The sequence below is a fragment of the Nocardia sp. NPDC004654 genome, assembly GCF_040609595.1.
Taxonomy (GTDB): Bacteria; Actinomycetota; Actinomycetes; order Mycobacteriales; family Mycobacteriaceae; genus Nocardia.
The window spans coordinates 81,239-104,230 of the sequence record NZ_JBEXKI010000007.1; the positions used below are offsets into that span (position 1 = coordinate 81,239).

General features: G+C 69.8%; 21 protein-coding genes and 2 pseudogenes. 6 read left to right on the forward strand and 17 right to left on the reverse strand.

The genetic code is table 11. From position 1 onward, the window contains the following. Positions 1–849, forward strand: coding sequence for an LLM class flavin-dependent oxidoreductase (locus tag ABZV58_RS23565; protein ID WP_355002311.1), 849 nt, complete (start codon positions 1–3; stop codon positions 847–849). Positions 850–932: 83 nt separating this feature from the next. On the opposite strand, the gene ABZV58_RS23570 is transcribed toward ABZV58_RS23565, so the two are convergent. The 8 genes from ABZV58_RS23570 to ABZV58_RS23605 all read right to left on the reverse strand — a co-directional run bounded on the left by ABZV58_RS23570 (position 933) and on the right by ABZV58_RS23605 (position 8,844). Beyond that, positions 933–1,706: an SDR family NAD(P)-dependent oxidoreductase gene (locus ABZV58_RS23570; RefSeq protein WP_355002312.1), complete on the reverse strand. Its 774-nt coding sequence runs from the start codon at positions 1,704–1,706 to the stop codon at positions 933–935. Between the two features lie 99 nt (positions 1,707–1,805). Beyond that, the gene (locus tag ABZV58_RS23575) at positions 1,806–2,747 is read right to left on the reverse strand and encodes an alpha/beta hydrolase family protein (protein ID WP_355002313.1); all 942 of its coding nucleotides are present in this window, start codon (positions 2,745–2,747) and stop codon (positions 1,806–1,808) included. 132 nt (positions 2,748–2,879) lie between these two features. Continuing rightward, positions 2,880–3,512 carry a TetR/AcrR family transcriptional regulator gene (locus tag ABZV58_RS23580; RefSeq protein ID WP_355002314.1) on the reverse strand — a complete coding sequence of 211 codons (633 nt, stop codon included), beginning with the start codon at positions 3,510–3,512 and terminating at the stop codon, positions 2,880–2,882. A 10-nt stretch (positions 3,513–3,522) separates the two neighbouring features. After that, entirely contained in the window at positions 3,523–5,016 is a 1,494-nt protein-coding gene (locus ABZV58_RS23585) for an NAD(P)/FAD-dependent oxidoreductase (protein WP_355002315.1), read from the reverse strand. Continuing rightward, the gene (locus ABZV58_RS23590) at positions 5,013–5,870 is read right to left on the reverse strand and encodes an SDR family NAD(P)-dependent oxidoreductase (RefSeq protein ID WP_355002316.1); all 858 of its coding nucleotides are present in this window, start codon (positions 5,868–5,870) and stop codon (positions 5,013–5,015) included. The genes ABZV58_RS23585 and ABZV58_RS23590 overlap by 4 nt, the downstream gene beginning before the upstream one ends. Continuing rightward, positions 5,854–6,762 (reverse strand): alpha/beta hydrolase, encoded by a 909-nt coding sequence (locus ABZV58_RS23595; protein WP_355002317.1) that lies wholly within the window; start codon positions 6,760–6,762, stop codon positions 5,854–5,856. Before ABZV58_RS23595 ends, ABZV58_RS23590 begins: the two co-directional genes overlap by 17 nt. Then, positions 6,759–8,105: a cytochrome P450 gene (locus tag ABZV58_RS23600; RefSeq protein ID WP_355002318.1), complete on the reverse strand. Its 1,347-nt coding sequence runs from the start codon at positions 8,103–8,105 to the stop codon at positions 6,759–6,761. The genes ABZV58_RS23595 and ABZV58_RS23600 overlap by 4 nt, the downstream gene beginning before the upstream one ends. Before the next feature lie 127 nt (positions 8,106–8,232). Beyond that, positions 8,233–8,844: a PepSY domain-containing protein gene (locus ABZV58_RS23605; protein WP_355002319.1), complete on the reverse strand. Its 612-nt coding sequence runs from the start codon at positions 8,842–8,844 to the stop codon at positions 8,233–8,235. Between the two features lie 161 nt (positions 8,845–9,005). Between ABZV58_RS23605 and ABZV58_RS23610 the strand changes: the two genes are divergently transcribed. Continuing rightward, a complete protein-coding gene (locus ABZV58_RS23610) occupies positions 9,006–9,356 on the forward strand; it encodes a hypothetical protein (RefSeq protein ID WP_355002320.1) in 351 nt (116 codons plus the stop codon). Positions 9,357–9,364: 8 nt separating this feature from the next. Here ABZV58_RS23610 and ABZV58_RS23615 read toward each other — a convergent pair whose 3' ends face one another. After that, positions 9,365–10,564 carry a serpin family protein gene (locus tag ABZV58_RS23615; RefSeq protein WP_355002321.1) on the reverse strand — a complete coding sequence of 400 codons (1,200 nt, stop codon included), beginning with the start codon at positions 10,562–10,564 and terminating at the stop codon, positions 9,365–9,367. Positions 10,565–10,820: 256 nt separating this feature from the next. Between ABZV58_RS23615 and ABZV58_RS23620 the strand changes: the two genes are divergently transcribed. Continuing rightward, a complete protein-coding gene (locus ABZV58_RS23620; protein ID WP_355002322.1) occupies positions 10,821–11,240 on the forward strand; it encodes a YciI family protein in 420 nt (139 codons plus the stop codon). A 15-nt stretch (positions 11,241–11,255) separates the two neighbouring features. After that, positions 11,256–12,533 carry a sigma-70 family RNA polymerase sigma factor gene (locus ABZV58_RS23625; RefSeq protein ID WP_355002323.1) on the forward strand — a complete coding sequence of 426 codons (1,278 nt, stop codon included), beginning with the start codon at positions 11,256–11,258 and terminating at the stop codon, positions 12,531–12,533. A gap of 27 nt (positions 12,534–12,560) precedes the next feature. Here the strand turns inward: ABZV58_RS23625 and ABZV58_RS23630 are convergent, their stop codons facing one another. Continuing rightward, positions 12,561–13,853: an NtaA/DmoA family FMN-dependent monooxygenase gene (locus ABZV58_RS23630; RefSeq protein WP_355002324.1), complete on the reverse strand. Its 1,293-nt coding sequence runs from the start codon at positions 13,851–13,853 to the stop codon at positions 12,561–12,563. 83 nt (positions 13,854–13,936) lie between these two features. Further along, positions 13,937–14,740: an LLM class flavin-dependent oxidoreductase gene (locus tag ABZV58_RS23635; RefSeq protein ID WP_355002325.1), complete on the reverse strand. Its 804-nt coding sequence runs from the start codon at positions 14,738–14,740 to the stop codon at positions 13,937–13,939. A gap of 253 nt (positions 14,741–14,993) precedes the next feature. Here ABZV58_RS23635 and ABZV58_RS23640 point away from each other — a divergent pair, with 253 nt between their 5' ends. After that, positions 14,994–16,052, forward strand: coding sequence for an AI-2E family transporter (locus ABZV58_RS23640; RefSeq protein WP_355002656.1), 1,059 nt, complete (start codon positions 14,994–14,996; stop codon positions 16,050–16,052). Positions 16,053–16,155: 103 nt separating this feature from the next. Further along, positions 16,156–16,410, forward strand: a pseudogene (locus ABZV58_RS23645) (hypothetical protein); the annotation flags it as partial. Here the strand turns inward: ABZV58_RS23645 and ABZV58_RS23650 are convergent. The 6 genes and pseudogenes from ABZV58_RS23650 to ABZV58_RS23675 all read right to left on the reverse strand — a co-directional run bounded on the left by ABZV58_RS23650 (position 16,393) and on the right by ABZV58_RS23675 (position 22,947). Then, positions 16,393–17,331, reverse strand: a complete 939-nt coding sequence (locus ABZV58_RS23650) for a formylglycine-generating enzyme family protein (RefSeq protein WP_355002326.1) — start codon at positions 17,329–17,331, stop codon at positions 16,393–16,395. The pseudogene ABZV58_RS23645 and the gene ABZV58_RS23650 sit on opposite strands and share 18 nt — an antisense overlap. Positions 17,332–17,657: 326 nt before the next feature. Beyond that, the gene (locus ABZV58_RS23655) at positions 17,658–18,962 is read right to left on the reverse strand and encodes a bifunctional o-acetylhomoserine/o-acetylserine sulfhydrylase (protein ID WP_355002327.1); all 1,305 of its coding nucleotides are present in this window, start codon (positions 18,960–18,962) and stop codon (positions 17,658–17,660) included. A gap of 41 nt (positions 18,963–19,003) precedes the next feature. Then, positions 19,004–19,156: pseudogene (locus ABZV58_RS23660) on the reverse strand (OsmC family peroxiredoxin); the annotation flags it as partial. Positions 19,157–19,414: 258 nt separating this feature from the next. Beyond that, entirely contained in the window at positions 19,415–20,575 is a 1,161-nt protein-coding gene (locus ABZV58_RS23665) for a hypothetical protein (RefSeq protein ID WP_355002328.1), read from the reverse strand. Positions 20,576–20,813: 238 nt separating this feature from the next. After that, entirely contained in the window at positions 20,814–22,457 is a 1,644-nt protein-coding gene (locus tag ABZV58_RS23670; RefSeq protein WP_355002329.1) for an MDR family MFS transporter, read from the reverse strand. After that, complete coding sequence (locus ABZV58_RS23675; RefSeq protein WP_355002330.1) at positions 22,450–22,947, reverse strand: MarR family transcriptional regulator; 498 nt, start codon at positions 22,945–22,947, stop codon at positions 22,450–22,452. Before ABZV58_RS23675 ends, ABZV58_RS23670 begins: the two co-directional genes overlap by 8 nt. Between the last annotated feature and the right edge of the window lie 45 nt (positions 22,948–22,992).

A 22,992-nucleotide genomic window follows, 5' to 3' on the forward strand; every position in this document is an offset into this window, starting at 1 on the left:
ATGCATATCGGACTCGGATTGCCGATCTCCGGCCCCGTTCTTCTGCTCGATTGGGCGCGGCGTGCCGACGCGGGGCCGTTCTCGACGCTCGGCTTGCTCGACCGCCTCGTCTACGACAATCCCGAACCGTTGGTCGCTTTGTCGGTCATCGCCGGAGCGACCAGCCGCGTCAAGGTACAGACCGAGGTGCTGCTGGCCCCGCTGCGGGATACCGCGCTGCTCGCCAAACAGGTTGCGACACTGGACCGTATGTCCGGCGGCAGGCTGGTGCTCGGGCTCGGCGTCGGTGGACGCGCCGACGACCATCTCGCCACCGGCGTCGAGCTGCGCACCCGCGGCCGTCGGATGAACGAACAACTCGCGCACCTGCGCGGCCTGTGGTCGGGAGAGCCGTTCGGCGCGGAGTGCGGTCCGATCGGCCCGGCTCCGGTGCGGCCGGGAGGTCCGCCGATCCTGTTCGGCGGCTTCAAGCCCGCCGCCCTGGAACGCGTCGCGCGCTGGGGCGACGGTTTCCTTTCCGCGGTCCCGCCGAACTGGGCGGGCGGGTTGTTCGACTCCGTCCGCAAGTCCTGGCACGACCACGGACGCGACGGCGACCCGCGGCTCGTCGCGCAGGTCAACGTCGCCCTCGGTCCGCAGTCAGTCGTCGACGAAGCCCGCACGGCGATCGGCGCCTACTACGAGTTCAGCGGCTGGGCCGACAACATGGTCGCGGGTCTACGCGCCACTCCCGACGAGATCCGCGCGGCCATAAGGCAATTCGCCGACCTCGGCGCCGACGAGGTGATGCTCTACTGCTACGGCTCCGATCCCGGACAGGTCGACCGCATCGCCGATGTGATCGGCTGATCGAGCACCCGGGCCCGTCGGCAGTATTGCCGACGGGCCCGGAACGCCGCCGCCGGTCCCGGCTCCGGGCGCGGCGCCGTCTGTCAGAACATGCTGTAGCCGCCGTCGATCAGCAGGGTGTCGCCGGTGTGGTAGGCGCTGGCCGGGCTCGCGAGATAGACCGCGACCGCTTCGAAGTCCTCGGGGGAACCCCAGCGCCGCACGGGAATTCGCGGCTGAACGCGTTCCCTGAAGCGGTCCCAGGCGAAGATGTGCTCGGTCATCGGGGTATCGATCCAACCGGGAAGCACGGCGTTGGCGCGGATGCCGTGCTTGCCGAGTTCGACGGCGATCGAGTTGATCACCGCGATGATGCCCGCCTTGCTCGCGGCGTAGGACTGGCCGCGAGGCACGCCTTGCCTGGCCGCCAGGCTGGCGGTGGCGACGAGGCTGCCGCCCGTGCCCTGGGCAACCATCACCTTCGCGGCCTCGCGCAGGGTGACGAAGGCGCCGTCCAGGTTGACCGAGGTGACGCGGCGGAACTCCGCCAAACCGGTGTCGAGGAAAGGCGTCATACTCTGCGCCACACCGGCATTGACGAAACAGGAGTCGATGCGCCCGAGTTCGGCGGCGGCGCGCGCGACGGTGTCCACGATCTGCTGCTCCTCGGCGACGTCGCAGACGAGGGGAAGCACGCGGCCGCCGAACTCGCGCAACTCGGCGGCGGCCGTGGCGTTGCGTTCGCCATTGCGACCGACGATGCAAACGTCGGCTCCCGCGCGGGCCAGGCCGCGGGCGAAACCGAGCCCGATCCCGGAGTTGCCGCCGGTGACGACGGCGACCTGGCCGCTGAGATCGAAGGGGGAGGCGTCGGTCATGCGTGGGTCCTTCCGTCGGCGACACTGCCTGTGCTCGAAGGTACCGGTGGCCGACGGGACGGTGACGGCCCCGACGCGGTGCCGGGGCCGTGCGGTCGGTCAGGCGCCCACCGACGTCAGCAGCATGTTCAATGCGTTCTGCATCTGGGCGCGCCAGGCGGGCCAGTCGTGGCCGTGGCCCTCGACGTAGCGCTCGTCGACATTCGCGCCGAGTTGCTGGAGGCGGTCCACGAAGCGGTAGTTTTGCTGGTAGACCGCCTCTTCCACGCCGCCGCTGCGGCCGTAGGAGACGAACAGGGGCTTGTCGGCGAGTTTCGCGGCATGGCTGTAGGGGTTGTTCTGCTCCCAGATCGCACGCTGGGCGGGGATGTTGTAGTCACCCCAGACGCGTTTCCAGTCGGCGGCGCAGCCCTGGCCGGGCTTGTCCGGGTCGCCGGGGGCGCCGGAGGCGTGCAGTGGGTCGACGTTGCCGCTGAAGGAGGCCGCGGAGCGGAACATGCCCTGGTACTCGGCCGCGAACTTCATCGCGCCGAGGCCGCCCATGGAGTTGCCCGCGATGGCGCGGGTGGTGTTGGCCTTGTAGGTCGATTCCAGGATGGTGCGCACGTCTTCCAAAAGGTACTTCTCCCAGGCGGGAGCGCCCCAAGCGCCGTTGTTGTACCAGTCGGAATAGGCGCTGCACCAACTGGTTTCGGGCAGCACGAAGATGGCGTTGGCGTCCTCGGTGAGCGCTTCGAGATCACCCTTGTCGGTCCAGGACTTGTGGTCGTCGAAGCCGCCGTGCAGCACCCAGACCGTCGGCCAGGTGCGATTGGCGTCCTTGGACCAGCCGGGCGGCAGCAGCAAGCGGACGACCTTGACCGACCAGTCGGGGCCTTCCAGGTTCGGGGAGGAGATGCCGATGTCGAGGATGCGGTCACTCACGCGCGCCTCCCAGCGCACGATGCCCGCCGCGGCGGCGGGCGTTCGAGGGACGAAAGTCGATGCGACACCAGCCAATACGGCGACGACCGCGAGCGCGATCCGGATCGGTCGAGACACAGGGGATCCTTTCGGTACGAGCTGTCGCAGAGGAAGGTAGTCGAGTACCCGGTTCTGCGAATAGCAGTGTTCGTGAAACTGTGAACACTCACCAGACGCGAATTCCTCTGGGGGCTCAGCGCACTCGCTGTGTCAGTCGCGGTCTTCGGGTTCGTAGCGCGGGCCGAGCAGGGCGATGGCGGTCTCTACGGCGACCTCGACGAGATCGGAGACGTCCTCTCCGTCCTCCACGGCGGAGGCGATGAGTTCACGGTAGCCGCCGTAGAGGATGGTGGCGGTTCTGCGAGTCGCTCGATGCACGCCCGGTGCGCCGAATTCCGGTGTGGCGGTGAGGTTCTGGATCAGGCCGACGAACGCGTCGGCGGCCTCGCGGTGCAGTCGCCGCGCGTCCTCGCCCAGCGCTGGAGTGTCACGGATCCAGGCGAGGGTGATCGTCCGGTCGGTCTTCGACGCGTCGATCCACGCCTCGATGGCCTGGCGGACCTGCGTTCGCCAGGGCGCGCGAGGATCGACGGCGTCGTAGATCCGCTGAATGGTCTCGTTGTTCCGTTCGGTCAGCAGCGCGATGAAACAGTCCTGCTTGCTGCTGAAGTGCTCGTAGAAGGTGCGCCGCGAGGTGCGCGCGGCCCGGACCACGTCGGCCACCGTGGCGTCGCGGTATCCGCGCTCGCGAATCGCCTCCGCCATCGCGTCGAGCAGCCTGCGCCGGAAGCCGGATTCCGGCGCGGTTTCGGCGGCGGTGGTGGCGGGCTCGGCGCGGGTCACATCGACCAGATTAGTGACCGCCCGGCTCCGCGAGCACGTCGGACCCGGCGCGGTGCGGCGTCGCTCGGGCGAAGCGGAGGGTGCCGTCGTCGATCCGGCCGTGCCGCAGGGTGAGCACGTCTTGGGCGTAGTTCATGCCGAGCCGCCACGGCGCCCGCGTTCCCGCTTTCGGGAACCGGTCCAGCGAGCGCAGGACGTAACCGGCCTGGAAGTCCAGCAGCGGTCTGGCGTCCATCGCCGGGTCTGGCACCGGCACGCAGTGGTCGTAGCCGTGCGCGTCCATATGGCGCAACAGCCGACAGACGTATTCGGCGACCAGATCGGCCTTCAACGTCCACGAGGCGTTCGTGTAGCCGATGGTGAACGCGAAATTCGGCACCCCGCCGAGCATCATGCCTTTGTAGGCCATGGTCTGCGGCAACGGGACCTCCCGCCCGTCGACGGAGAGCCGGATGCCCCCGAGCGCGAGCAATCGCAGACCCGTCGCGGTCACCACGATGTCGGCCTCGATCTCCGTGCCGGAGGTCAGCCGCAGCCCGCGTTCGGTGAACCGGTCGATCCGGTCGGTGACCACCGACGCGCTCCCGTCGCCGATCACCCGGAACAGATCGGCGTCCGGAACCAGGCACAGCCGTTGGTCCCAGGGGCCGTAGCTGGGGTTGAAGTGGACGTCCACGTCGTAGCCAGCGGGCAGATGCTTGATCGTCTGCTCGCGGATGAACTTGCGCATCATCGCGGGCCGCCGCTGGCTGAGCTGGTAGATGAGCGTGCTGATGAGCACGTTCTTCCACCGGGTGACGGCGTAGGCGCGGCGCGGACCGAGCACCGCGCGCAAGCGGGTGGCCACGGCGTCCACGGTCGGGGCGGGCAGGATATAGCTGGGCGAACGCTGCAGCATGGTGACGTGGGCGGCCTCCCGTGCCAGGGCCGGGACCAGCGTCACCGCCGTGGCGCCGCTGCCGATCACGACGACGCGCCGACCCGCGTGATCGAGGTCGTCGGGCCAGTGCTGCGGGTGCACCACCCGGCCGCCGAAATCCTCGACACCGTCGAACTCGGGGGTGTAGCCGCGGTCGTAGTGGTAGTAGCCGCCGCAGACGTACAGGTACGAGCACGTCATGGTGACCGTCGCGCCCGCGTGCTCTACGGTGAGCGTCCAGCGCGCCGTCCCGCTGTCCCAGGATGCGTCGACAACCTTGTGCCCGAAGCGGATTCGCCGATCGATGCCCGCCTCGGTCGCGGTCGCGCGCACGTAGTCGAGTATCGCAGGTCCGTCGGCGATCGCCTTGGCGTCGGTCCACGGCCGGAACCGGTAGCCGAGGGTGTGCATGTCCGAATCCGATCGCACGCCCGGATAGCGGAACAGGTCCCAGGTGCCGCCGATCGCCTCGCGCGCCTCCAGCACGAGGTAGGTCCGGTCGGGGAGAGCCGTCTGCAGGTGGTGGGCGGCGCCGATGCCGGACAGGCCCGCGCCGACGATCACCACGTCGAGATGTTCGGTCATGCCAGCGCCTCGCTCCGGCCCCTGGCCCGCAGCCGACGCTCCAGCATCGCGATCACGGCGTAGTAGTGGGTGGGCGTGATCCGTGCCAGCGCGTCGATGAGGTAGGCGTCCGGCCCGACCAGGATCCGCGCCTTGCCCTGTTCGACGCCTCGGGCGATGATGTCGGCGGCCTTCTCGGGCGACGTGAGGGTGGCCGCTTCGAACTCGGTCGCCAGCTGCTCCTTGCTGCGCCCGAGGCCTTCGGGATCCTTGCGCACCCTGGCATTTCGCGCGATGTTGGTGGTGATGCCGCCGGGGTGCACGTTCACCGCCGAGACACCGGTGCCCCGAAGTTCTTGGCGCAGCGCGTCGGTGAAGCCGCGAACGGCGAATTTCGCGGCGCAGTAGGCGCTTTGGTTCGGCATGCCGACCAACCCGAACACGCTCGACGTATTGACGATCACGCCGCTGTCCTGCTCGACGAGCAGCGGCAGGAAGGCGCGCGTGCCGTTGACCACGCCGTCGAAGTTGATCTGGCGCAACCACTCGTCGTCCTCGGCGTTCGCGTCGAGCACCGACGCGGACACCGCGACCCCCGCGTTGTTGAACACCGCCGCCAACGGCGCGGTCAGCCAGGCCCGCACCTCGTCGGCGAACGCGCGCTGATCGGCCGCGTCGCGAACGTCGAGCACGCGGGTGAGCACGGGACCGGAGAGCGATGCGGCGGTCTCCTTCAGTCCCGCCGCGTCGATGTCGGCGATGGCGACCGGGGATCCCCGGCGGGAAAGATGCTGGGCGAGTGCGCGTCCGATGCCGGAGGCGGCGCCGGTGATCATCGCCGGGTGACCGGACAGGGGTCTAGCGGTTCGAGGCATCGGTGCTCCTGGTTACTGCGGTGCGAATGTGTTCGTCGATGAGGTCGGCGAGTGTCGGCCAGATGCCTTCGGGCAGGTCGTGACCCAAGCCGGTGAGCGTGCGCAGGCGCGCGCCCGCGATGGCGCCGGCGGTGACGGCGCCGCCGGTGGGCGCCACCATCAGATCGCGATCGCCGTGCAGCACCAGCGTCGGCGCGGTCACCGCGCGGAGTTCTCGAGTTCGGTCGCCGGACTTCAGGATTCCCGCGAGCTGGCGGCCGACGCCCGCCGCGGGCCGCGGGTCGCGATCCCACACGAGCGCCGCCGCCGCGCGCACGGCGGCCTCGTCGAACGGATAGCCCGCGGACCCGATGTGCCGGTACATGCGGACGGCGGCGTCCACGTGCTCGGCACGGGTGCTCGGTGGTCTGCCGAACATGCGCCGCCACGTCGTGAGGGCGGGTCGGCCGACGCGCGGGGCACCGGTCGTGGACATGAGGGAGATCAGCGAGGCGACCCGCTCGGGATAACGCGCGGCGACGGTCTGCGCGACCATGCCGCCCATCGACATGCCGACCAGGTGTACGGAGCCGAGATCGAGCGCGTCGAGCAAGCCGACGGTGTCGGCGGCCAGATCGCCCAGCTCGTATTGCTCGGGATGCCACCGCTTGCGCAGGAAGTCGAGCGGACCCGGCGGTGGGAAGATCAGATGCGTCGACTCGCCGACATCGCGATTGTCGAAGCGCAGCACCGGATGACCGCGTTCGGTGAGCAGGCGGCACAGGCCGTCGGGCCAGATGTGCAGCTGCTGGCCGAGTCCGGCGATCAGGACGATCGGCGTCCCTTCCGAGTCGCCGAGCCGCTGGTAGGCGAGGTGGACGCCGCGACCGACGTCGACGCGACCCTCGATCATGCCGTCACCTCGGCGGCCTGCGTGTCGGCCGGGACCGCGGGGCGCGGCGGTCGCCTGCGCACGACCGCCCGGCCCTTCTTGGCGGGAACCAGCGCCACACCGCGGAAGTGCGCGCGCTCGTCCGGCGCGGTGGTCGTCTCCAGCGTGAAATCCCTGAGCAGCGTGCGCAATACGACGTTCATCTCCATCGTGGCGAAGGCGGCGCCGATGCAGCGGCGCGAACCGCCGCCGAACGGGATCCAGGTGAAGGTGCCCGGTCGCACCCCGAGGAACCGGTCCGGGTCGAAGGTGCGCGCCCTCGGGAAGAGCTCTTCGTTGTCGTGCATGAGCCGAATGCTCACCAGCACGTTCTGCCCCTTGGGCAGCGTCCAGCGTCCCAGTGTCATCGACTCGGCGCGCACCTTGCGCGCGGTCGCGTCGATCACCGGCCGCACGCGCTGCACCTCGAGCAGTGTCGCTTCGCGCAACTCCGAGCCGCCCGCGTCGACCTCGGCGACCAAGCGCCGCAAGATCTCCGGATGCCTGCGCAACCGCTCGACGGTCCAGGCCAGCGTCGTCGCGGTGGTCTCGTGCCCGGCGGTGAGCAGGGTGAGCAGTTCGTCGGCGATCTCGCCGTGCGTCATCGCGGAGCCGTCGTCGTAGCGGGCCTGCAACATCATCGACAGCACGTCGTCGCGATCACCCAGATCGGGGTCGGCGGCGGCGCGGGCGATGAGTCGCGCGACGATCTCGTCGTAGTGCTCGCGGTGCGCGGCGAATCTGGCCCACGGCCCGTAGCGGCCGAGGAACTTTCGCGGCACGGGCAAGGCCGCCAACGCCGAACCGACGAGAACCAGCCGGGGGAGCAGGACGCGCAGCTCCTCGAACTCCCGGCCTTCCGCGCCGAACACCGCGCGCAGGATCACGTTCAGGGTGATCCGCATCATCGAGTCCATCGTCGCGAACTCGACGCCTGAGGGCCAGGTCGCCAGCTCCCGCTCGGTTTCCTCTTCGATGAGCGCTTCGTACACCGCGAGCCGCTTGCCGTGGAAGGGCGGGGTGAGCAGCTTGCGCTGCTTGCGGTGTTCGGCCCCGCTCAATGCGAAAAGCGAACCGGGACCGAGGAATTGGCCGAGGTTGACATCCAGGTTGTCCGCGACGTCGCTGCCCGCGGTGAACAGCGCCTTGACCTCGGCGGGTTCGGAGATCACCACGGTGCGACCGAATCTGGGCATATAGACCGTGAACGCGGAGCCGTACTTGCGGCGCCAGTGCCGCCAAGCGCGGGTCCGGCCTGCCACGATCGCGAGGCTCTGGACGAGCGGTGGCGTGGAGGGTCCTTCGGGCAGTGTCACGGTGCTCATGCGCCATCTCCCAGCGTGGTACTTCGGCGTACCATTTGCACGGTACGCGCATGTACCAACCTGTGGCAAGGGTCACATCAGTGCTCAGCGCGCCCGACACGGCGTCGGCGGCACCTCGAATCGAAAATCAGCCCTGGCCGATGCTGACGACAGCGCCGGTGCGGGCGTCCACGTCGACCTCGACCTCCGAACCGTTGGCGCGGACCAGTTCGATCTGCCAGATCAGCAACTCGTCCCGGTTGGTGTCCAGCTCCATCTCGACCAGCTTCGCGCCGGGCTCGCGCTCCGCCGCGGCTTCCAGTGCGCGACCGGCGTCGAATGTCGCGGACTCGACCTTGGCCACGTCGTCGCTGGGCTCGTCGGACCGGCTCTGGGCGACGACTTGTTCGCCGAGTTGGTCGACGAGCACCTTCACCTCGTTGCCGTCGGAGGCCACTTTGACGTCGAAGACCTGTTTGCCGTTGCTCGTCTCGATCTCCACGTCGAAGGCGCGGCCGTTCGGCACGGCGTCGGCCGCGGTCCGCAGCGCGCGCTGCGCCGCCGAGATCGAGGCGGTCTCGGCGGAGCCCTGGCTCGCGGAATCCTGCGTGGTCGGGGTGGCCGGGGTCGCGATCGGAGTCGTCGGAGTGGTCGGGCTCGCGGTCGCGCCGGTATCGCTGTCGTTGTCACCGCATCCGGTGAGTCCGAGCGCGCACACCGCGACTCCCGCTCCCGCGATGATCTGTCGCCACTGACGCATCCCGCACCTCCCGGTCCGCACGACCCGCTCGTTGCCGCCCGCGGACCCGGCGAAGGCGGCATCAAACGGGCGTCCGCGCTCCGGAGACGATGACCGGAGGCCGGTTCCGGACGGCGCGTCGCTGACGAATAGGACGGACTCCGGTGGGCACCATTGCTGGTATGGGAGATCCGAGGTCGGAGCTGACTTATGTGGTCGAGATCTCGCTACCGGGCCGATTGGAGGAACGGTGGTGGCGGGTCAGCAATTCCGGCACGCCCGCGCAGACAGCGGCGGCGCTGTCGGAGTTGGCGACGCGGATCTACCGTGATCTGCTCGGGCCGGGCGCGGGCGGTCTGCACCGAGGTCGGTGCTGGTATCACTGCCTGGTGTGCGGGCCGGACGGCACGGTGCTCGACGAGGTCGAGGGTTTGGTGCAGGCGTTCCTGCTGTCCGGGGAGTTGCGGACGGTGTCGGCGACGATCACCGCGCGGGCGCGCGGCCTGCGCGCCCAGCGGCGCGACGTCGGCTGACGCGCCGATCACCGCACGAGTCGAGGAACCGGCACGGGCTCCCCATTCGGTTCCGGAGCATCGGCCGCAGTGGCCACCCACCCCGCGACCACGGCCATCCCGCTCGGGCGGTGGACGGCGAGGAAGCCGAACGGCCGGTCGAAGTCCACCTCCAACACGGTGGTGTGGCGCTGCTCGGGCAGGGCGGGCGGCCCGCCTGGCGCCACCATGAACGCGGTGACGGCCGCGGCCTCGAACCCCTCGCGATCGAACTTGGCGAGCACGTCCTGGGCGCCCTCCGCGATCGCCAGTGGCGCGGGCGACATTCGCGGGAAATGTCCGCTGCCCTTGTCGCTCGCCGCGCGCAAGCCGAACAGGGCGGCCTGCTTCATGAGGTCGTGCTCGGAGCGAATCGCGAAGGGCGGCAGGCGAACCTCGAGGCGGTCGCGCTGTTCGTAGCCGAACACCTGACGCGCGGTCAACCCCGGCGCGACGGGCCCCGTCTCGAGCCCGGTGCGGTAGGGCACCGACCCGCCGAGCGCGGCCAACCCGGTGGCGAGGACCTCGGCGGGACTGTCGGAGCCGATGAGCAGATGCACGTCGAGATCGGCCTTCCCGGCCACGACCAGCCGTGTCACCGGCCGTTCGTCGTCCAGCACGGCCACCTTGCGCAGGTCGTGGTCGGTGCGGGTGAGCGCGACGAGTCGGCGGCCCCGCCACGGACCGGCTTCCGGTGACATGACGGTGTCGCGGAACGGCAACCGCCAGCTCGTTTTGGCGGCCAGCGCGGTGGCCAGGACCAGCAGCGTGTCGGAGGTGACGTTCAGCGGAAAGCGTTCGATCAAGCCGTTGGTGTGCCGCCGCGCCCACTCGTCCAGCTCGGGCTGACCGGTCAGCAGGTCGACCGTGCCGACCGGCAGCGCGGCCAGCCACTCGTCGCGCAGCGGAAGGTCTCGACGGACCCAGATACCCAGCGCCGCGGACAGGTCGACGGCGTCGGCGAGGATGTCGAGCGTCCGCAGTGCCGCCTGCAGCGCCGTCTCGGCGGGCAGGCCGATGGCGGCTTCCAGTTCCGATCGCGCGGGTTCGTCGGCGGCGTCGGCCAGCAGTGCGAGCAGTGGCCAGAGCCCGGCTCCGGAGACGACGAAATCGCCCTCGCCCGCGGCGGCGCACCACCGTGCGGTCAAATCGTTGACGGCGCCGACGTGTGGCGTCGAAAAGGTCTGCACCGCACCACGATACCGATTTCTCGCGGAGTCCCGTACGCGTCGCCTCGCGCCCGACCCAAGCGGCTCGTCGGGCGTCGCCGCAACTGCGCGCGACGGTCCGATGATCGCCGACCGCACCCGTTCGTCGACAGCGCGTCATATGCTGCCCGCGATCGCCGGAAAAAAGTTCGGCGCCGATGTCGATCCGTGGCGATCCCCGTTCGACCTATGGGCGAGAGGGTCCACGAGGGACCCGCACAGCACAGGGAGACAGACCATGAAGTACATGCTGATCATGCGCGCCACCGACGAGGCCTACAAGGCGATGGGCGAGATCGACTTCGACAAGATGCTCGAGACCATGGGGCGGTTCAACGACGAGCTGATCCGCGCGGGCGTGCTGCTGGCCGCGGAGGGCCTCGAGGACGCCGCCGAAGGCGTTGTCGTCGACCACTCCTCGGAGACGCCCGTGGTCACCGACGGCCCCTACGGCGAGACGAAGGAACTGTTCGGCGGCTTCTACATCCTCAACGTGGCGTCGAAGGAAGAGGCCATCGAGTGGGCCAAGCGGTTGCCGATCACCGGCCCCGGCTTCAAGACCGAGATCCGCCGCGTCCCGACGATCGACGAGTTCCCGCAGGACAACGTGTGGATCCAGAAAGAGCGGGCGTGGCGCGAAGCCACCGGCCAGCTCTGAGCGGGCCGACCGGCGATGGCCGACCACACCGGCCGTGAGGCCGTCGCCGCCGTCTGGCGGATCGAGTCCGCGCGGATCGTCGGCGCGCTCGCGCGCTACACCGGCGATTTCGCGCTGGCCGAGGACCTCGCCCAGGAGGCGCTGGCCGAAGCGCTGGTGACCTGGCCGCGCGAGGGCGTGCCGCGCAACCCCGCCGGATGGTTGCTCACTGTCGGCAGACGTCGCGCCATCGACGCGTTTCGCAGGCGTTCCGCCCTCGACCAGAGGTACGCCGCCCTGGCCGGTGAGCTGGGCGAGGGCGGCGCCGCCTCGGGCGGCGCGCCCGCCGAGCAGGCCGGGGACGTGCTCTGGGATCCGGACCAGATCGATGACGACGTACTCGCGCTGATGTTCATCTCCTGCCACGAGGTGCTGCCGCGGGAGGCGCGAATAGCGCTCACGCTGCGGGTGGTCGGCGGTCTCACCAGCGACGAGATCGCCAAGGCGTTCCTCGTCCCGACCGCGACCGTGCAGGCGAGGATCACCAGGGCGAAGAAGACCCTGGCTGCCGCGCGAGTGCCGTTCGCGTTGCCCTCGGCCGAGGAGCGGCGCGCGCGGCTCGGATCGGTGCTCAGCGTGATCTACGTGATCTTCACCGAAGGGTCGACGGCCAGTTCCGGCGACGATCTGATCCGGCTCGACCTGGCGAGCGAGGCGCAGCGCCTCGCGCGGGTGCTCGCCAGGCTGGTGCCGAACGAACCCGAGACGCACGGCCTGCTCGCGCTGCTCGAACTGACCGCGGCGCGGTTCCCCGCCCGCACCGGCCCCGACGGCCAGCCGGTGCTGCTCGAGCACCAGGACCGCCGTCGCTGGGACCACGGCGCGATCCGGCGCGGCCGCGCCGCCCTAGCCCGTGCGGAGCGGCTCGGCCGCGGCCTCGGCGCCTACGGGTTGCAGGCGGCGATCGCGGAATGCCATGCCGTCGCGCCGTCGGTGAACGAAACGGATTGGGAACGTATCGTTCTCGTCTACGAGGCGCTCGGCAGACTCGCGCCGTCCCCGGTGGTCGACCTCAACCGGGCGGTCGCGGTCGCCATGGCGCAGGGGCCCGCCGCGGCGCTGCCGATCGTGGACGAACTGGTAGCCGCTGGGGCACTGGCGAATTCGCACCTGCTGCCGAGCGTGCGCGGCGAACTGCTCACGCGGCTCGGTCGGGCGGACGAGGCCCGCGACGAACTGAAGCGCGCGGTGCGGCTGTGCGCCAACGAACGGGAACGGTCGGTGCTGGAAGACAAACTCGCCGCCCTGGGGTGAACGAATTCCCGACGGGCGCGGCGGGATTCACTCCGGCAGCGGCGGCAGTTCCAGATTCGCGCGGAACGTGTCGCCGACGTAGTCGTGGCCGACGATGCCGCGGCGGCGCAGCTCGGGCAGCAGTCCGTTGCGGAGGAAGTCGCCGGTGCGCGGGTCGTCCAGGCCGCCGAGGGCGATGACGTCGAGGACGCCCGCGTCGTAGCGTTCCGCGATGGCGTCGGCGAGCTGCTCCGGGGTGCCCGCCGCAGCCCAGTGGCCGGTGTCTTTGGCGGCGATGATCAACTCCCGCAAAGTTTTTCCCGACCTGGCGAAGCCGGTGAAGATCTCGACGCGTCCACGCCTGCGATGCACCGCGCCGACGTCGGGCAGCAGCCGCTCGGGGATCGGTTTGTCGAGCGGAAGCTCGGACAGGTCGATATCACCGCCGAGCATGTCGGCCAAGGCGATTCGCCCCGCCTCGAAGTCGGTGGCCTCTTCCCGCTCCCGGACCGCGGCGCGCGCCTCGGCCTCGGTGGCGCCGTAGGTGGCGTGGAAGGAGCTCATGACGAGCGGAAGCCCCTCCGCGCGACCGAGTTCGGCGGCGCGGGCCCGGATCCGCTTGGTGTAGGTGACGGCGTCTTCCAAGGTGGGCAGCGAAGTGAAGACCACCTCCGCGAAGCGGGCGCCGAGCTCGACGCCGCCCTCGGATTGACCGGCCTGGAACTGCACCGGCCGTCGCTGCGGCAGCGGCGGAATGTTCAGCGGACCGCGCACGGTGAAGTACCGGCCCGCGTGGTCGACCGGTCGCACGAGTTCGGGACGCAGCACCGCGCCGCCGCGGCCGTCGGGAGTCAGCGCCCCCGGCGCCCAGCTGTCGAACAGGGCGTTGACCACCGCGAGCGATTCGGCCGCCCGCGCGTACCGTTCCTCCGGGCTCGGCAGCTCCTGGTCGCCGTAGTTCTCCTCGCCCACCGAGGAGGTCACCGCGTTCCATGCGGCGCGCCCGTTGCTGACGTGGTCCAGGGTGCCGAACAGGCGGGCCAGGTTGTACGGGTGGTGGAAGGTGGTCGTCACCGTCGCGATCAACCCGACGTGCGAGGTCACCGCCGCCAGCGCGGACACGAAGATCAGCGGTTCCTGCGCGCCGATCGCGCCCTGCGCGCCGAAGCTGAGCAGGTCCGCGGCGAACAGCGCGTCGAACTTCTCGGCCTCGGCGAGCTTCGCGATTCCGACCGCCTGCGCCAGCGTGGACCGTCGCGGATCCACCGCCGCGGCGTACACCTCGGGCGAGCCACTGACCCCGGTGACGAGTTTCAAAGGCCGTCGTCCGCGCACGCTCATGGGTCCGACGCTATTGACGCGCACGCGGACCGGCACGGGTTCCGCTCATCGAGAGTCCAACCACCGCAACATAATCGGGTGTGTCAGTGCGGTCCCCGGTTGATGAGAGCGAACGCCTCGGCGCGCGTGCAGATTTCGGGCAGCTGGCGCAGCCACCAGGTGGCTCCGGCCCGCTCGTAGGCGTCGCGTTCCTTGTCGCGCTCCGGCGGGACGGCGATGGCCACCTCGTAGCCGGTGAGGTCGGTGCGGTAGTCCGCGATCACCGCGAGCATCTCGGTGAGTTCGCCGGGCGACGCTTCCGGGCACAGACCGTCGTAGCGCGCGGCCCGGCGCAGAGGCGCGCCGCGCACAGACTGCGCCGCCACCCAGATCGGAATGCGGGGGCGCCGCACCGGACGGGGCAGGAAGCGCAGGTCGTCGACGCGGTAGCGGGGACCGTCGTGCCGGACCTCGTCGCCGCTCCACAGCGCGGTGATCACGTGCAAACTTTCGTCGAGCAGCCGGGCCCGCTCGCGCGGCTCGGTGGCCTCACCGAGCTTGCTCAATTCGCCACCGGTATCCGCACCAGAGCCGACGCCGAGCACGAACCGGGCGTCGCTGAGCTGATCGAGCGCCACGGCCTGCCGGGCGACGTCGTGCGGCCGCCGCCGCGACAACGGCGTGACCCGCGGCCCGATCGTCACGCGACGGGTCGCCAGAGCCATGGCGGCCAGCGCGATCCAGGCGTCGCACACCGCGAGTCCCGGCCGGTGCGGACGCACCACGTGATCCCAGACGAAGACGCCGTCGAACCCGGCCTGCTCCGCCTCCGCCGCGAGATCGGCCAGCACCCGCGGGTCGGCGAGCTCACCGAACGGCGGCAGATACACCCCGCACCGAAGGCTCATGGCGCCAGCATAGGCACCGGCGACCGCGCCGATCTCACCCGAAACGTGTGAAGCGCCGTGGCGTCGGCGGACTTAGCGTCGACCACGGCGGCGCATCGAAGAGCGGAGGAGCGCGCATGGCTGGACACCCGACCGCGATCGCGGGGGAGGTCGTCGCGAGTTGACCGAAGGCGGGCCAGGGGAGAAGCGATCGCCTCGAACCGGACAGCCGCGGAACGCCGAACCACCGGCAGGGACCGCGGGAGCCTGGGCGATCCCGCGCGGCCTCATCGTGCTGCTGGCCGCGGCGAGCGCCGTAGGCGCGATCGCGGGCATCAAGATCTTCGCGAGCATTCTCGCCCCGGTCTTCCTCGCGCTGATGCTGACCATCGCCGTCCAGCCCCTCCAGTCCTGGGCGCGGCGGCGTGGCTGGCGGCCCTGGGCCGGAATGATCGTGGCACTCATCGCTGTCTGGTCGATCCTGATCGTGCTGATCGGCGCGTTGGTGGTGTCGGCAGCGCAGCTGGCCACCGAACTGCCCAACTACACCGACCGGGTCGACGAGCTGCTGGACGGTGTACGCCGCGCGCTGGCCGACGCCGGGGTGAGCCCCGAGGAGATTCAGAACCTGCTGAGCTCGGTCGACATCGGCAAACTCGTCGAAGTGCTGGAGTCGGCACTGCGCGGTCTGCTCGCCGTCTTCTCCAACCTGTTCTTCGTACTCGCGTTACTGGTGTTCATGACGCTGGACGGCATGGCCATCGGCGCGAAGATGGCGGTCGTCGAGCGCGTCCGGCCCGAGATCGCCTACGCCATCGAGGCCTTCGCCCAGGGGACGAGGAAATATCTGATCGTCTCGACGGTGTTCGGTCTCATCGTCGCGGTGTTCGACGGCATCGGACTGTGGTTGCTCGGCGTGCCGCTACCGATCCTGTGGGCGCTGCTGTCGTTCATCACGAACTACATCCCGAACATCGGATTCATCGTCGGGTTGGTGCCGCCCGCGCTGCTCGCCCTGCTCGACGGCGGTGTCGGGCTGATGATCTGGGTGATCGTGCTGTACAGCGTGATCAATTTCGTCATCCAGTCGGTGATCCAGCCGAAGTTCGTCGGCGACGCCGTGGGGTTGAGCGTGACGGTGACGTTCCTGTCGCTGGTGTTCTGGTCCTGGGTGCTCGGCCCGCTCGGCGCGCTGCTGGCCATCCCGCTCACCCTGCTGGCCAAGGCCGCCCTGCTCGACATCGACCCCACCACGCGCTGGGCGAACGTGCTGATCGCCGAGAAGGCCCCTGACGTCGAGGATCCGGAAAGCGCCGAGGACCGGTCCACCTGACATGCGAATTAGCGTGGCCAGGATGGCCGAAGTCCTCGGCGATTTGCTTCCGCTGGCGACCGGAGTCGCGATCTCGCCGATTCCGATCATGGCCGCGATCCTCATGATCCTGTCGACGAACGCGGCGGGCGCGGGCAATGGATTCGCGATCGGATGGGTCGCGGGCATTGTGGTCGCGACATCGGTCGTCGCGCTCGCCGCGGGTTCGCTCGGCGCCTCCACCGAACGCGAGCCGTCGGTGGCTATGTCGTGGGTCAGGGTCGCCCTCGGCGTCCTGCTGCTGGTGCTCGCGGGGCAGCAGCTGGCCGGTCTTCGAGGACCGATGAGATCGGGCGGCGGCTCAATCCTTCGCGACGCGGAAGCCGAGGTTGCCCGTCGAGGAGACCGGTTCGCTGCCCTGACGCGCGGAGACGCGGTACCGGCGGCAGTAGGAGAGGTGGCAGAGGTAGGAACCGCCGCGCATGACGCGTCCGGCTCCCCTGGTGGGTCCGGTCGGGTTCTCGCTCGGGCTGTGCCGGTAGTAGCCGGGGGCGAACCAGTCGGCGCACCACTCCCACACGTTGCCGGTGACGTTGTGCAGGCCGAAGTCGTTGGGCGCGAACGCGTCGACCGGCATGGTGCCCAGATGCGCTCCGGGGTCCGTGCGCGGGAAGCGGCCGTGGAAGACGTTCATCCTGTGCTCCCCGCCGGGCTCGAGGTCCGGTCCCCAGGGAAACGGATCGGCGGACCCGGCGCGCGCGGCGTACTCCCACTCGGCCTCCGTCGGCAGGCGCGTACCCGACCACACGCAGAAGGCCTGGGCGTCGTCCCAGGAGACGTGGACCACCGGGTGGTCCCCAATGTCATCGATGCCCGAATCCGGCCCCAAGGGGTGCCGCCAGTCCGCGCCCTCCACCTGCCGCCACCACGGCGCGCCGACGACGCTCCTCGTCGGCGGCGTGTCCTCCGACAGCTGACCCGCGAAGACGAACGACCAGCCGTAGCGTTCGGCGTCGGTGCGGTAGCCGGTGGCGTCGGCGAACGCCGCGAAACCGGCATTGGTGACGGTGTATTTGTCGATGGCGAACGCGTCGACGGTCACTTCGTGGCGTGGCCCTTCGCCGTCGCCCGGATAGGCCCACGCGCTGTCGTCGCCCATGAGGAACGTCCCGCAGGGGAGGGGCGCGAGCGAGGCGGGAGGACGGCCACCTTCGTGCGCGGGGGGCGTGGCGGTCTCGGTCGACCGTCGAGCGGTCGGTGCGCAGCAGCCCGCGGTCTGGTTGTCGAAGCGGTGTTCCATGGCCGTCCTCTCCCGCTTTTCTGCGGACCAGACCGTCCCGTCACACTGTCGCGGGTCGGCGGCCGAGCCATGGAAGGCCGGTCCACACCGGGCGGAATCAGGTGAATCCCGTCGAAACAGCAACGTCGCCAGGATAGTAGCTCGGAGTGCGCTGCATAGGCGTATGCCGACGCTGTGCAGCAGGTTCTGGCGCGGTACCGCGAGAGCTGACCTTCGACACGACAGCACCCCGGGATGGTTGTCCCGAGGCGCTGCCGTTCCCTACCCGGCCCGAGTGTCCCTTCCGATGACCAAGTGGTAGCTGCGTTCGCACACCGGCGAATCGGTCAGACGGCGGCGAAACCGGTGCGCAAGTCGGCGAGGATGTCGTCGATGTGCTCGATGCCGACGGCGAGCCGGACCAGGCCCGGGGTGACGCCGGCGGAGAGCTGCTCCTCGGGAGTCAGCTGGGAGTGGGTGGTCGAGGCCGGGTGGATCACCAGCGAGCGCACGTCGCCGATGTTGGCGACGTGGCTGTGCAACGTCAGCGCCTCCACGAAGCGCTTGCCCGCGTCCACTCCGCCCGCCAGTTCGAAGCCGACCACCGCGCCGACGCCGTTCGGCGCGAGCGCGCGGCCCCGCTCGTACCACGGCGAGGAGGGCAGACCCGCGTACGACACCGAGGTGACTTCGGGGCGCGCCACCACGAATTCGGCTACGGCTCGGGCGTTCTGGACGTGCCGTTCCACGCGCAAGCTCAGCGTCTCCAGCCCCTGGCTGATGAGGAACGCGTTGAACGGCGAGATGGCCGCGCCGAGATCGCGCAGCAGCTGCACGCGGGCTTTCAGCGCGTAGGCGGGCGCGCCGAGGTCGGCGTAGCGGACGCCGTGGTAGCTGGGGTCGGGTTCGGTGAAGCCGGGGAATCGGCCGCCGGTCCAGTCGAACGTGCCGCCGTCCACGATCACGCCGCCGATGGCCGTGCCGTGACCGCCGAGGTACTTGGTGGCCGAGTGCACCACGATGTCGGCGCCGTGCGCGAGCGGCTGGATCAGGTACGGCGTCGCGACCGTGTTGTCGACGATCAACGGGACGCCAGCGCCGTGCGCGACCACCGCGACGCCGGGGATGTCGAGGATGTGGTTCTGCGGGTTGGAGATCGTCTCGCCGTAGAGCGCCTTGGTGTTCGGCCGGATCGCCGCACGCCACTGGTCGAGATCGTCCGGATCCTCCACGAAGGACACCTCGATGCCGAGCTTGGGCAACGAGTACCGGAAGAGGTTGTACGTGCCGCCGTACAGGCGCGGGCTGGACACGATGTGGTCGCCCGCCGAGGCCAGGTTCAGGATCGCGAAGGTCTCCGCGGCCTGCCCGGAGGCCAGCAGCAGTGCGGCGACACCGCCTTCCAACGCCGCGATGCGCTGCTCCACCGCGTCCTGGGTCGGGTTCATGATGCGGGTGTAGATGTTGCCCGCTTCGGACAGTCCGAACAGCGCGGCCGCGTGCTCGGTGTCGCGGAACGTGTACGAGGTGGTCTGGTAGATCGGCAGCGCCCGCGCGTTGGTCGTGCCGTCGGGCACCTGGCCGACGTGGATCTGCTTGGTTTCGAAGCTCCACGCCTGGGTGGGGTCGGCGGGCTGCGGGGATTCGGTCATCGAGTGCTCCAATGCGAGAAGGTCCGAATGCGGGCGGAAGGTCAGGCGGTGATGAGCGTGGTCTGGACCGGCGTCGGTGCGGTCGAGAAATCCAGGACCGGGCAGTGCGCGTCCACGGCTCGCTGGAGTTCGGCACCGCGTTCGGCGGTCTCCGGCCCGGTGCTGCGGACCGTGACGCGCACGGCCTGGAAGCCGCCGACCGTGCCGTCCGGCACACCCGACGCACGAAAGACCACCCGCGCGTCCTGCGCGACCGCCCGCGCGGTGGCTTCCGTGATGTCGTTCGACGACGTGCTCACATTCGCTGTCACGGCTACCGACGGTAGGAACCGGCCCGCGTCGTGGCGAGAGTTACATTCCCCGTGAGCTGAAAGGTAGCTGCCGGCGCTTCGCCGCGCCTTGCGCACGTCGTCGGCGAGTTGCCTTGCGAGCCAGGCGCTTTACCGCAGCGCTCAGCGGTGCCCGCCGTGATCGTGGGAGCAGGTGTCGGTGCGACGACCGTCCGTGCCGGTGGCCGCCTGCCCCGCGCCGTGACCTTCCAGAGCCGCGAACGGCCCGCACTGGTGGGCGGTGATCCAGACATGGACCATCGGATTGCCCGCGCCGGGGTTGACCGAGTTGGGCGGGCAGTTGCCCTGGGCGTCGGTGACCCCGGCGACCTGCGGACCGTTGTCGCCCGCCCGCCAGCAGAGGTTGTCGTGGACGTGCCACTGCATCAGCGGCCCGCCGTAATCCACCAGCTCGGGGTCGTCGATCTTCTTCCCCCTGGCGATGTACATCGCCGAGACCAGGGTTCGATCGGCGCCGTCGACCCGGTAGACCAGCGACTCCGGGTAGGCGGCGTCGAGGAATCGGTCGTCGCGGATGTAGCCGGTGTTGATGTAGTGCTCGTAACCGGTGGCCGAGTCGCCGATGGAGCGGAAGCCCAGTGCGCCGATGGAATCGACGTCGGCGAACGCGGGCAGCTGGTCGAGGGTGCTGCGAATCAGGGCGGTGGCGCGCTGCTCTTGCGCGGCGGTCACGCCCGGCACGCCGGACACGTCGATCGGGGTCGCCGGATCCCACGGCCGCGGCCATGCGGCGCCTGTTCCATGGTCGTGTTCGCTGTGCTCGCCGCCCGCGGCATGGGTGTGGTCGCCCTCGCCGTGGCTGTGCACGTGTCCGGCGCCGCCGAGCATCGCCGCGACGGCTAGGACACCGGCCAGACCGGCGGCGGTCGCGGCCGTTACCGCGGGCAGCGTCGCCCCGGGGCGAACCAGGGCGACGGCCGCACCGGCGATCGCGAGCACCCCCAGCGCCGCGCACGTGCTGTCGAGGAACTGCGGCGCCTCCGCCGTGCCGAGACCGTCAGGCCACGGCAGCCCCGCGAACCGGGTGTACCCCCAGATCCCCACCGCGACGAGATTCACCCCGATCACCGTGAGCGGCACGGCCTTTCGCGCGCTCACCGACGCCAGCAGCCCGGCCGCGCACTGTGCCGCCGCCAGCACGACCATCAGCCGGGCGAGGGTGGCGTGCTCGGTGTGCAGTCCCGCGGCGAACAGGTGCAACGCACCCGCCCCGACCGACGCCACACCACCGAGCAGCAGGAATCCGTTCCGCCCACCAGCCATGCGCCTCTCCTCTCGTATTCCGCGGATGCTACTGCGCCGGATCGCGCTCTGGCTCCGAGAACTTGTGAGAGAACTCTGTGGTTTCCGAGCCTAGGCCGGGGAGGTTGCAGAACGTGGACTGCAGGCAGGGGCTTCCGGAGTGGGTGGTGACTGTCGATCGAATCGGTGCCGTCCTGTCGCGAAGGGGCGGCACCCGGGAGATGCCCGGATGCCGCCCCTGTCGGGAACAGGTTGGTGCTCAGTGCTGCAATGCTCGCACCTTGTCCTCGTTCCGATCGACCGTCGCTTCGGTGACCGGGGGAGTGTCCTCCGCGATCGCACGCATCGGATCCAACGCCGGATCGATGTCGATCGTGTTGCGCAGCGGGCGATTCGGCAGCAGTGCGGTGGCGATCAGCGCGACGACCGTCGCCAGCGCGGCGATCAGGAAGATGCGGCCGGTCGCGTCGCCGTAGGAGGTGCGCACGATCGTCGCGACGGGTCCGGGCAGCGCGTCGAGATTCAGGTTGCTGCCGCCGGAGGCGCCGGTGTGGATGCCCAGCTTGGCGAATCCCTCCGTGGACAGCTCGCTCACCCTGGTGGCCAGCACCGAACCCAGAACCGAGACGCCGATCGCACCGCCGAAGGTGCGGAAGAACGCGACACTGCTGGACGCCGCGCCGATGTTCTGCACGCTCACCGTGTTCTGCACGGCGAGAACGAGATTCTGCATCATCATGCCGACGCCGAGACCGACGATGACGGTGTACGCGCCTACCAGCCACAGGTTCGTCGCGTGGTCGATGGTCGACAGCAGCGCGAACCCGACCACGAGCAGCGCGCCGCCCGCGACCACGAACCGCTTCCACTTGCCGAAGCGGGTGATCAGCTGTCCGGAGCCGACCGAGGCGATGAGCATGCCGATGACGAGCGGGATGCTCAGCACGCCCGCCGCGGTCGGTGAATAGCCGCGCGCCGTCTGGAAGTACTGGCCGAGGAAGGTGGTCGCGCCGAACATGCCGACACCGACCGCGATCGACGCGAGGATCGCCAGGCCGGTCGTGCGTTCGGTGACGATCGGCAGCGGGATGATCGGCGACTTCGCGCGGGCCTCCACCCACACGGTCGCCACGAGCAGCAGCACGCCCGCGCCGACATACAGCGCCGACTCCCGGGAGACCCACTCGTAGTAGCCCGCCTTGCCCGCGAACGACACCCAGATCAGCAGCACCGAGACGCCAGCGGTGAGCAGCGCGGCACCGAGCCAGTCGATCGAGACGTCCGTTTTGCGTTCGGTGGGCAGCCGCAGGGTCCGGTGCAGCAGCACCAGGGCGATCACGGCCAGCGGCACGCAGACGAAGAAGCACCAGCGCCAGCCGAGCGGGCTGTCGACGATGACGCCGCCGAGGATCGGGCCGCCGGACATCGACACCGCCATCACCGCGCCCATGTAGCCGGAGTACCTGCCGCGTTCGCGCGGCGCGACGATGGTGCCGATGATCGCGACGGCCAGCGCCGTCAGTCCGCCCATGCCGACGCCCTGGATCACCCTGGCGACCAGTAGCAGCGCCACATCGTGGGCGAATCCGGCGATGATCGAGCCGATCACGAAGATGACGATCGCCGACTGCACGAGCAGCTTCTTGTTGAACAGGTCGGAGAACTTGCCCCAGATCGGGGTGGATGCCGCGTTGGCCAGCAGGGCCGTGGTGATGACCCACGCGTACGCCGTCTGCGATCCCTCGAGATCGCCGATGATCGTGGGCAGCGCGGTGGCGACGATCGTGGTGCTCAGCAGAGCGGTGAACAGCGCGGCCAGCAGGCCGGTCATCGCCTCGAGGACCTCGCGATGGGTCATGGCGGCCGGATCGCGCCGCACGGGCGTCTCGACTGAACTAGACATCTGCTCCCTGACTCTCCTTCGAAACCGGCTGGGGGTGCGCCGTTCCCGCGTGCTGCGCGTGCGTGGCGAGCGAATTCCTGAGCTTGCGTACCGACTCGCAGGCCTGCTCGGCGTCGTCCTCGCTCCAGTCGGCGAGAGCGGTTTGCAAGCCGCGCGCCCGCGACGTCCGCACCCGGCCGAGCAGTTCGCGCCCCTCGTCGGTGACCTGGATGAGGGTGGCCCTGCCGTCGCTCGGGTCGGCGTGGCGGCTGATGTAGCCCGCGCCGACCAGCTCGGTGACGTGCCTGCTCAGCGCGGACGCACTGATGCACAGGTCCACCGCCAGGTCGACCTGGCGGCAAGGGCCCTTCGATTCGAGCGTGCCGAGCACGCCGATGCCGCCGGGTAGTAGTTGCCCTTCTTCCGGATGAAGTAGGGCGATCCGGATGGCCCTGCCGATGAGGTAAAGCTCCTTGATCAGGCTTTGCGCCGTATCGGGTGATACCGGCATGTTCGCTCCCCGCACGAGAAAGTTTGCTTGCAGTCAGCAACTATA